The organism is Paraburkholderia sp. Ac-20347, assembly GCF_017104805.1.
GTDB classification, from domain to species: domain Bacteria; phylum Pseudomonadota; class Gammaproteobacteria; order Burkholderiales; family Burkholderiaceae; genus Paraburkholderia; species Paraburkholderia tropica.
On the sequence record NZ_JAAGPN010000319.1, the window covers coordinates 1 to 8,081 of the forward strand.

Annotated in this window: 7 protein-coding genes; all 7 read right to left on the bottom strand. The window is 67.8% G+C overall.

The features are described 5' to 3' along the window. Positions 1-149: 149 nt before the first annotated feature. The gene (locus G3N97_RS33940; RefSeq protein ID WP_205997250.1) at positions 150-1,037 is read right to left on the bottom strand and encodes a MoxR family ATPase; all 888 of its coding nucleotides are present in this window, start codon (positions 1,035-1,037) and stop codon (positions 150-152) included. A gap of 115 nt (positions 1,038-1,152) precedes the next feature. Continuing rightward, positions 1,153-1,950 carry a xanthine dehydrogenase family protein subunit M gene (locus G3N97_RS33945; RefSeq protein ID WP_065061923.1) on the bottom strand — a complete coding sequence of 266 codons (798 nt, stop codon included), beginning with the start codon at positions 1,948-1,950 and terminating at the stop codon, positions 1,153-1,155. A 13-nt stretch (positions 1,951-1,963) separates the two neighbouring features. Next, on the bottom strand, positions 1,964-4,399 hold the full coding sequence (locus G3N97_RS33950) for a xanthine dehydrogenase family protein molybdopterin-binding subunit (protein ID WP_205997251.1): 2,436 nt from the start codon (positions 4,397-4,399) through the stop codon (positions 1,964-1,966). 14 nt (positions 4,400-4,413) lie between these two features. Then, positions 4,414-4,926, bottom strand: a complete 513-nt coding sequence (locus G3N97_RS33955; RefSeq protein ID WP_205997252.1) for a (2Fe-2S)-binding protein — start codon at positions 4,924-4,926, stop codon at positions 4,414-4,416. An 88-nt stretch (positions 4,927-5,014) separates the two neighbouring features. Then, positions 5,015-5,335, bottom strand: a complete 321-nt coding sequence (locus G3N97_RS33960) for a hypothetical protein (protein ID WP_205997253.1) — start codon at positions 5,333-5,335, stop codon at positions 5,015-5,017. Between the two features lie 89 nt (positions 5,336-5,424). Next, entirely contained in the window at positions 5,425-6,831 is a 1,407-nt protein-coding gene (locus G3N97_RS33965; protein ID WP_205997254.1) for an amino acid permease, read from the bottom strand. Between the two features lie 384 nt (positions 6,832-7,215). Beyond that, positions 7,216-7,872: a response regulator transcription factor RqpR gene (rqpR, locus tag G3N97_RS33970; RefSeq protein WP_205997255.1), complete on the bottom strand. Its 657-nt coding sequence runs from the start codon at positions 7,870-7,872 to the stop codon at positions 7,216-7,218. Positions 7,873-8,081: the final 209 nt, after the last annotated feature.

An 8,081-nucleotide genomic window follows, 5' to 3' on the forward strand; every position in this document is an offset into this window, starting at 1 on the left:
CGACATCGGCAAGCCCGCGCCGCGCAGCACGCGCACGAAGTGCACGACGTTGCGCGCGAGCATGGGCGGCCCGTCGTGTGCGTCCGGTGCGCGGGAAGCGGCGGTGAGCGAAGTGGCAAGCGCAGGCGCGCGCGGCATCGGCATCGGCGTTACTCCGCGAGCGCGAGCGTGTCGGCGATCCGTTGCGCGTCGAGCTGCGCGAGATCGTCCTGATACTTGAGCAGCACGCCCAGCGTGTCCTGCACCGATTGCGGATCGAGTTCGGTCACGCAGAGCGCGTGCAGCGCGCGGCACCAGTCGATGGTTTCGGCGATGCCCGGCGCCTTGAACAGATCCATCGTGCGCAGTTGATGCACGAAAGCGACGGCGCGGCGTTGCAGATCGGCCGACGTCTCGCTCGCGCGCGCCGCGACGATGGCGAGTTCGCGCGCACGATCCGGATAACCGAGCCACTGATAGAGGCAGCGGCGCTTGAGCGCGTCGTGCACCTCGCGCGTGCGGTTCGACGTGATGACGACGAGCGGCGGCTCGCTCGCGCGCACCGTGCCGTATTCGGGTATCGACACCTGGAAGTCCGAAAGCAGTTCGAGCAGGAAGGCTTCGAACGGTTCGTCGGCGCGGTCGATTTCGTCGATCAGCAGCACGCGGCGCGCGCCCGGATGTTGCGGATCGGGTTGAAGCGCCTGCAACAGCGGGCGCTTGAGGAGGAATTCGTCGCGATAGAGCGTGTCGCTGCGCGGCGTTTCGCCGGCGGCTTCGGCGAGGCGCAGCGCCATGATCTGACGCGGATAGTCCCACTCGTAGAGCGCGCTCGCCGTGTCGAGACCTTCGTAGCATTGCAGGCGCAGCAGCGTCGTGCCGGAAACCGCCGCGGCGGCTTTCGCGAGTTCGGTCTTGCCCACGCCGGGCTCGCCTTCGAGAAACAGCGGGCGCTGCATCCTGAGCGCGAGAAACAGCGCCGTGGCCAGTTCGCGGCTTGCGAAATAGCCCTGCGTTTCGAGTTGCGCGAGCGTGTCGTCGATGGTGGCGGGGAGCATGGCGGCCTTTGACTGCGCGTGCGATTTCCGTGATGACGTGCGAAAGGTGGGCGAGAAACATCGACGTCCGCGCGCGCGGAAAGTCGCGCGAGCGGACGCCGATTAGCGCACGCGCCTAACCGAGCGCCTTCGTCACCGCGCGCGCCGCGAGCACCGGAATCAGGTGCGCCCGATACTCGGGGCTCGCATGCAGATCGCCGTTCAAGCCGTCCGCGCCGATCGTGACCGCGCGCGCCGCCTGCGCCGTGAAGCTCGCCGTGAGCGCGGTTTCGAGCGCCGTCGCGCGAAACACCGACGGCGCCGCGCCCGTCACGGCCACGCGCACGCCCGAGGCGAACTGCGCCACGAACACGCCCGTCAGCGCGAAGTGCGAGGCCGGATTGCGAAACTTTTCGTAGGCCGAACGTTCCGGAACCGGAAACTCGACGGCGACGATCAGCTCGTCGGGTTCGAGCGCGGTCTCGTACATGCCGAGGAAAAAGTCGTCGGCGGCGATGCGGCGGCGGTCCGTCACCACGGTCGCGCCGAGACCGAGCACGGCGGCGGGATAGTCGGCGGCCGGGTCGTCGTTGGCGAGCGAGCCGCCGAGCGTGCCGAGCGCGCGCACCTGGCGGTCGCCGATATGCGCGGCCAGCTGCGCGAGGCCCGGCAGCGCGTTCTGGATCGGCGCGTTCGCGGCGACGTCGGCATGGCAGACCGCCGCGCCGATCTTCACGACCTTGCCGTCGACCGAGATCGTTTTCAGCTCGGGAATGCGCGTGACGTCGACGAGCGTGGACGGCTGCGCGAGCCGCAGCTTCATCGCCGCGAGCAGGCTCTGTCCGCCCGCGAGAAATTTGGCGTCCGCGTCGGCGGCAATCGCTTTCACGGCGCCTTGCGCGTCGCCCGCGCGCTGGTAGTCGAATGCGTACATGGTGGGCCTCCGCTCAAGGTTGCTGCGACGTGGATTGCGATGACGATTGCGCCGTGGACGACGAAGCGGACGACGAAGCGGCCTGCATCGCCTGCCACACGCGATGCGGCGTCGCGGGCATCTGCAGGTCCTTCACGCCGAGCGGCGCGAGCGCGTCGAGAATCGCGTTGATGACGGCGGGCGGCGAGCCGATCGCGCCCGCCTCGCCGCAGCCCTTCACGCCGAGCGGATTGTGCGTGCAGGGCGTGCCTTTCGCGGTTTCCACGTTGAACGAGGGCACGTCGCTCGCGTGCGGCATCGCGTAGTCCATGTACGAGCCGGAGAGCAACTGGCCGCTTTCGGTGTCGTAGACGCAGCGTTCGAGCATCGCCTGGCCGATGCCCTGGCCGAGTCCGCCGTGCACCTGGCCTTCGACGATCATCGGATTGATGACGTTGCCGAAATCGTCGACGGCGGTGAAGCGCTGGATGCGCGTTTCGCCGGTGTCGGGATCGACTTCCACTTCGCAGAGATACGCGCCCGACGGATAGGTGAAGTTGGTCGGGTCGTAGAAGGCGCTTTCGTCGAGGCCCGGTTCGAGCGTCTCCAGCGGATAGTTGTGCGGCACGTAAGCGGCGAGCGAGATTTCGGCGAAGGTCTTGCTGCGGTCGGTGCCCGCGACGCGGAACACGCCGTCGGCGAACTCGATGTCTTCCACGCCCGCTTCGAGCATGTGCGCCGCGATCTTCTTCGCCTTCGCCTCGATCTTGTCGAGCGCCTTCATGATCGCCGAGCCGCCGACGGCGATCGAGCGCGAGCCATACGTGCCCATGCCGAACGGAATGCGCGCGGTGTCGCCGTGGACGATGTCGATCTGCTCGATCGGCACGCCGAGGCGGTCGGAGACCACCTGCGCGAAGGTCGTTTCGTGACCCTGGCCGTGGCTGTGCGAGCCGGTGAACACCGTCACCGAACCGGTGGGATTCACGCGGATCTCGCCCGCTTCGAACAGGCCCGCGCGCGCGCCGAGCGCGCCGGCGATGTTCGACGGCGCGAGGCCGCACGCTTCGATGTAGCACGAGTAGCCGAGGCCGCGCAGCATGCCGCGCGCCTTCGACGCGTCGCGCCGCGCGGGGAAGCCCTTCACGTCGGCGAGTTCCAGCGCGCGCGAGAGACAGGCTTCGTAGTCGCCGGTGTCGTAGGTGAGGCCCACGGGCGTGGCGTAGGGAAACTGCGTGATGAAGTTGCGGCGGCGGATCTCGGCGGGATCGATCCGCATCTCGCGCGCGGCGGTTTCGACGAGGCGCTCGACCACGTAGGTCGCTTCGGGTCGGCCCGCGCCGCGATACGCATCGACGGGCACGGTGTTCGTGAACACGGCCTTCACCTCGGCGTAGATCGCGGGCGTGGCGTACTGGCCCGCGAGCAGCGTGGCGTAGAGGATGGTCGGCACGCTCGACGCGAACGTCGAGAGATACGCGCCCATGTTCGCCGTGGTGTGCACGCGCATGGCGAGGAACTTGCCGTCCTTGTCGAGCGCGAGTTCGGCCTTCGTCACGTGATCGCGGCCGTGCGCGTCGGAGACGAAGGATTCGCTGCGTTCGGCGGTCCACTTCACCGGACGGCGGATCTGCTTCGAGGCCCACGTGAGCGCCACGTCCTCGGCGTAGAGGAAGATCTTCGAGCCGAAGCCGCCGCCCACGTCGGGCGCGACGATGCGCAGTTTCGTTTCCGGCAGCCCGAGCACGAACGCCGCCATCAGCAGACGCTCGACGTGCGGGTTCTGGTTCGCCACGTAGACGGTGTAGCTGTCGTCGTGCTGCGCGTAGCTCGCGTTCACGGCGCGCGGCTCGATCGCGTTCGGCACCAGCCGGTTGTTGACGATGTCGAGCGTGGTGACGTGCGCGGCCTGCGCGAAGGCGGCGTCGGTGGCGGCCTTGTCGCCGTGGCCCCATGTGTAGCAGGTGTTGTTCGGCACGGCGTCGTGAACGAGCGGCTGGCCGTCGTCGGCGGCGCGGGCGGTGTCGACGGCGGCGGGCAGTTCCTCGTAATCTACTTCGACGAGTTCGGCGGCGTCCTTCGCTTGCTTCCACGATTCGGCGATCACGAGCGCGACCTGATCGCCCACGTGCAGCGCTTTCTCGTGCGCGATCACGGGATGCGGCGGTTCGTGCATCGGCGAGCCGTCGATGCTGTGGATCAGCCAGCCGCACGGCAGGCCGCCGACGCCGGCGGCGGCCACGTCCGCGCCGGTGAACACGGCCACCACGCCGGGCGCGGCTTTCGCGGCGGCGGTGTCGATGCTGCGGATGCGCGCGTGCGCGTGCGGCGAGCGCACGAACACGGCGTAGGTTTGTTGAGGAAGGACGACGTCGTCGGTGTACTGGCCCGCGCCGGTGAGGAAGCGATAGTCTTCCTTGCGCTTCACCGAGGCGCCGATCATGCGCGGCTGGGAGTCGGGTGCGTTCATGGCGGCCTCCCTCGTCACGCCGCCGAAGCGGTGGCGGGTTGCGCGGCAGGCTGCTCCGCGGCCTGCATGGCTTCTGCGCCCTGGAGCACGGCTTTCACGATGTTGTGATAGCCCGTACAGCGGCACAGATTGCCGTCGAGGTTCGCGCGCACGTCCACTTCGGTGAGGCCCGGACACGCGTGCGCGAGCGCCACCGCGCTCATCACCATGCCGGGCGTACAGAAGCCGCATTGCAGGCCGTGGCAGTCGCGGAAGGCGGCCTGCATCGGATGCATCGCGCCGTTGGCGGCGAGACCTTCGATCGTCGTTACGTTCATGCCGTCGCACTGCACGGCGAGCGTGTTGCACGATTTGACCGCGCGGCCGTTCAGATGCACGGTGCAGGCGCCGCATTGGGCCGTGTCGCAGCCGACGTGCGTGCCGGTGAGGCGCCGCTGCTCGCGCAGAAACTGGACCAGAAGCGTGTGAGGTTCGATCTCGGCGGTGACGGGCTGGCCGTTGACCGTGAGGCTGAGGCTGATCGCCATGGGCTGTCTCCTTTCGCCCGGAGCGACGCGCGCGCATCGCGCCCGGGTACCACACTCGGTGAGGATCAGGGACCGGCCTGGCCCGCGTTCACACTTGCCCCGCGATGCCGCCTGCGATCTTTCGTCCGGTGCGCCCGAAACGGGAGACGGTGCGCGCGACGCGGCGCGTGTTGGGCGCGCGCGACGAGGACAAAAGCGAGGACGAAAGCGGGGACGAGGGTCCGGCTGGTGCTGTGCTGTTCAGTGCGTGGAATGCGTGCTGCTGAATTGCCGATGCCTTGCTGCCGCGATGATGCTCGGCACAGTAAAGCACACTTTGCCGGTTTGCGCTGCGCGGGCTTTTACTCGCCAATCGCGCTATTTTCAGCGTCTTTTCGCGTGTTTTCGGTGTTTTTTGCGCTGCGGCCATTTTGGGCGCGCGCATGAAAAACGGCCCGTCCGGACAAGCCGGAACGGGCCGTTGCGGCGCAGCGAAAGCGCGCCGTGCGGGTTCAGCGCTTACTGCTCGTGCGGCTGATGCGCGAGGCGCGAATGGCGGCGCGAGTAGCCGAAGTAAATCGCCATGCCGATCACCAGCCAGATGACGAACGCGATCCACGTCACGCGCGCGAGGTTCAGCATCAGGAACAGGCACGACGCCACGGCGAGGACCGGCACCACCGGCACGCCGGGGCAGCGGAACGCGCGCGGCAGATGCGGGTGCGTCTTGCGCAGCACGAGCACGGCGATCGACACCATCGAGAACGCCGCGAGCGTGCCGATGTTGATCAGCTCGGCGAGCACGTTGAGCGGCACGAGCGCGCCGATCAGGCCGAAGAAGATGCCCACGAGCCAGGTCGTGAAGAACGGCGTGGCGAAGCGCGGATGCACCTTCGAGAGCTTCGCGGGCAGCAGGCCGTCGCGCGACATCGCGTAGATGATGCGGGTCTGGCCGTAGCTCATCACCAGAATCACGGTGAGCATGCCGAGCACGGCGCCGAGGTCGATGAAGCCCGCGACCCACGGCTGGCCCGCGACCTGCAGCGCGTACGACACCGGATGGCCGATGTTGGCGAACTGCGCCGACGGCACGATGCCCGTGACCACGGCCGCGACCGCCACGTAGAGCACCGCGCAGACGGCGAGCGAGGCGATGATGCCGGCGGGCAGATCGCGCTTCGGATTCTTCACTTCCTCGGCGGCGGACGAGACCGCATCGAAGCCGATGAAGGCGAAGAACATCACCGCCGCCGCGCCGAACACGCCGTTCCAGCCGTTGGGCATGAACGGATGCCAGTTCTCGGGCTTGACGTGGAACGCGCCCACGGCGATCACGAGCAGCACGACCGTGACCTTGATCGCGACCATGATGTTGTTGATGCGCGTGGATTCGCGCACGCCGATCGCGAGCAGCGCCGTGATGCCCATCATCACGAGGAAGGCGGGCAGGTTGAACAGCGTGTGCACGCCCGGCACCGCGCCCGGCGCGGCCGTGAGCGCGGCAGGCAGATGCACGCCGAAGCCGCCGAGCAGCGACTGCAGATAGCCCGACCAGCCGACCGAGACCGCCGAGCTGGCGAGGCCGTATTCGAGCATCAGATCCCAGCCGATGATCCACGCGATCAGTTCGCCGAGCGTGGCGTACGAATAGGTGTAGATCGAGCCGGCGACCGGGATCGTCGAGGCGAATTCGGCGTACGACAGCGCCGCGAAGCAGCAGGCCACGGCGGCGATCAGGAACGAGACCATCAGCGCGGGGCCGGCCTGCACGGCGCCGGTGCCGGTTAGCACGAAAATACCGGTGCCGATGATCGCGCCGATGCCGAGGAAAGTGAGGTCCAGAGCGCCGAGAGCCTTCTTCAGGCCGGCGCCCTGCGCGCTCGCCTTCAGCATGTTTTCGACGTTCTTCTTGCGAAAGAGGGACATTTGGCGGGGAACTCCAGGTAGAACGCGCGAGGCGCCGATCGGATGGGATCGCGCCCGCGTGCCGTATGTCGGGGAAACCCACAATTTTATCCGATCGCCGTGTCGGACCCGGCTCAATCGGGTCGGAAGCCGTCGGAACGCGCAGTCGATTCCGCCGCAAACGGGCGCGGGCGCGCGCAATCCTTGCCGGGCGTTTCGCGAATCGGCGAAATCATTTCCGGATCAAGGGCTTATGGCGAGAAGGCTGCCTGAGTGGGACGACGCTCGCCTGGACGCGCCGGGCGCGCATGCGTGCGGCGGGACCGGGAAGGGACCAGGACGGGACGGGGCGGCATCGAGGTGCGGCAAGAGGCCGCCGCACGCCGCCGTGCGAATCCGCCGCGTTCAGAAGCTCGCGGTGGGCGCGAGATCGACGAGCTGGTTGCTCATCGCGTAGAAGGTCAGCTCGGCGTTGTTGTTGAGCTTCATCTTTTCGAGCAGGCGCGTGCGGTAGACGCTCACCGTCTTCACGGAGAGCGAGAGCGTGTGCGCGATGTCGGTGAGGCGCTTGCCCGAGGCGAGCATGCACAGCGTCTGGTATTCGCGGTCGGAGAGCTTTTCGTGCGGCAGCTGCTCGGCGTCGACCAGCACGTAATCGGCGAGCGCCTCGGCCATCGCCGGGCTCACATACTTGCGGCCGCTCGCGACCTGCTGGATCGCGGCCGTCATCTGCGCGGCGTCCACGGTCTTGGACAGATAGCCCGACGCGCCGGCCTTCAGCGCGCGCACCGCGTATTGATCCTCGCGATACATCGAGAACATCAGCACCGGCACGCGCGGCGCCTTTTTCTTCGCGCGCTTGAGCACTTCGATGCCGCTCATGTCGGGCAGCGAGATGTCGAGCAGGACCACGTCGCAGGCGTGGCGCGCGAGCGCGACGAGCGCCTCGCTGCCGGTCTGGGCTTCGAACACTTCGCAGGCGATGCCGCGGTCGAGCAGCAACTGGCGCACGCCCTGGCGCACCACGGCGTGATCGTCGACGAGCAGGATGCGCAGGTTCATGAGCAGGCGTCCTGAGCTGAATTCGGAAGGGAAGACGAGGCGGTGTCGGCGCAGAGCGTGTCCCAGAGGAAGCGCGCTTCGACGTTCGTGCCGGGGCGGGCCTGGCCCGGTTGCGCCGTCGCGGCGAGCAGATCGGAAGCGTCGCGGTGAGGGAAAGAGGGTGCGCGCGAGTCGAGTTCCGGGTCGTCTCAGTCGCACTAAACAAATCA

Bases quoted from the DNA above. Each gene is read 5' to 3' on its own strand.
- G3N97_RS33940 (WP_205997250.1), bottom strand. From the start codon at position 1,037: ATGCTCCCCGCCACCATCGACGACACGCTCGCGCAACTCGAAACGCAG.
- G3N97_RS33945 (WP_065061923.1), bottom strand. From the start codon at position 1,950: ATGTACGCATTCGACTACCAGCGCGCGGGCGACGCGCAAGGCGCCGTG.
- G3N97_RS33950 (WP_205997251.1), bottom strand. From the start codon at position 4,399: ATGAACGCACCCGACTCCCAGCCGCGCATGATCGGCGCCTCGGTGAAG.
- G3N97_RS33955 (WP_205997252.1), bottom strand. From the start codon at position 4,926: ATGGCGATCAGCCTCAGCCTCACGGTCAACGGCCAGCCCGTCACCGCC.
- G3N97_RS33960 (WP_205997253.1), bottom strand. From the start codon at position 5,335: ATGGCCGCAGCGCAAAAAACACCGAAAACACGCGAAAAGACGCTGAAA.
- G3N97_RS33965 (WP_205997254.1), bottom strand. From the start codon at position 6,831: ATGTCCCTCTTTCGCAAGAAGAACGTCGAAAACATGCTGAAGGCGAGC.
- rqpR (WP_205997255.1), bottom strand. From the start codon at position 7,872: ATGAACCTGCGCATCCTGCTCGTCGACGATCACGCCGTGGTGCGCCAG.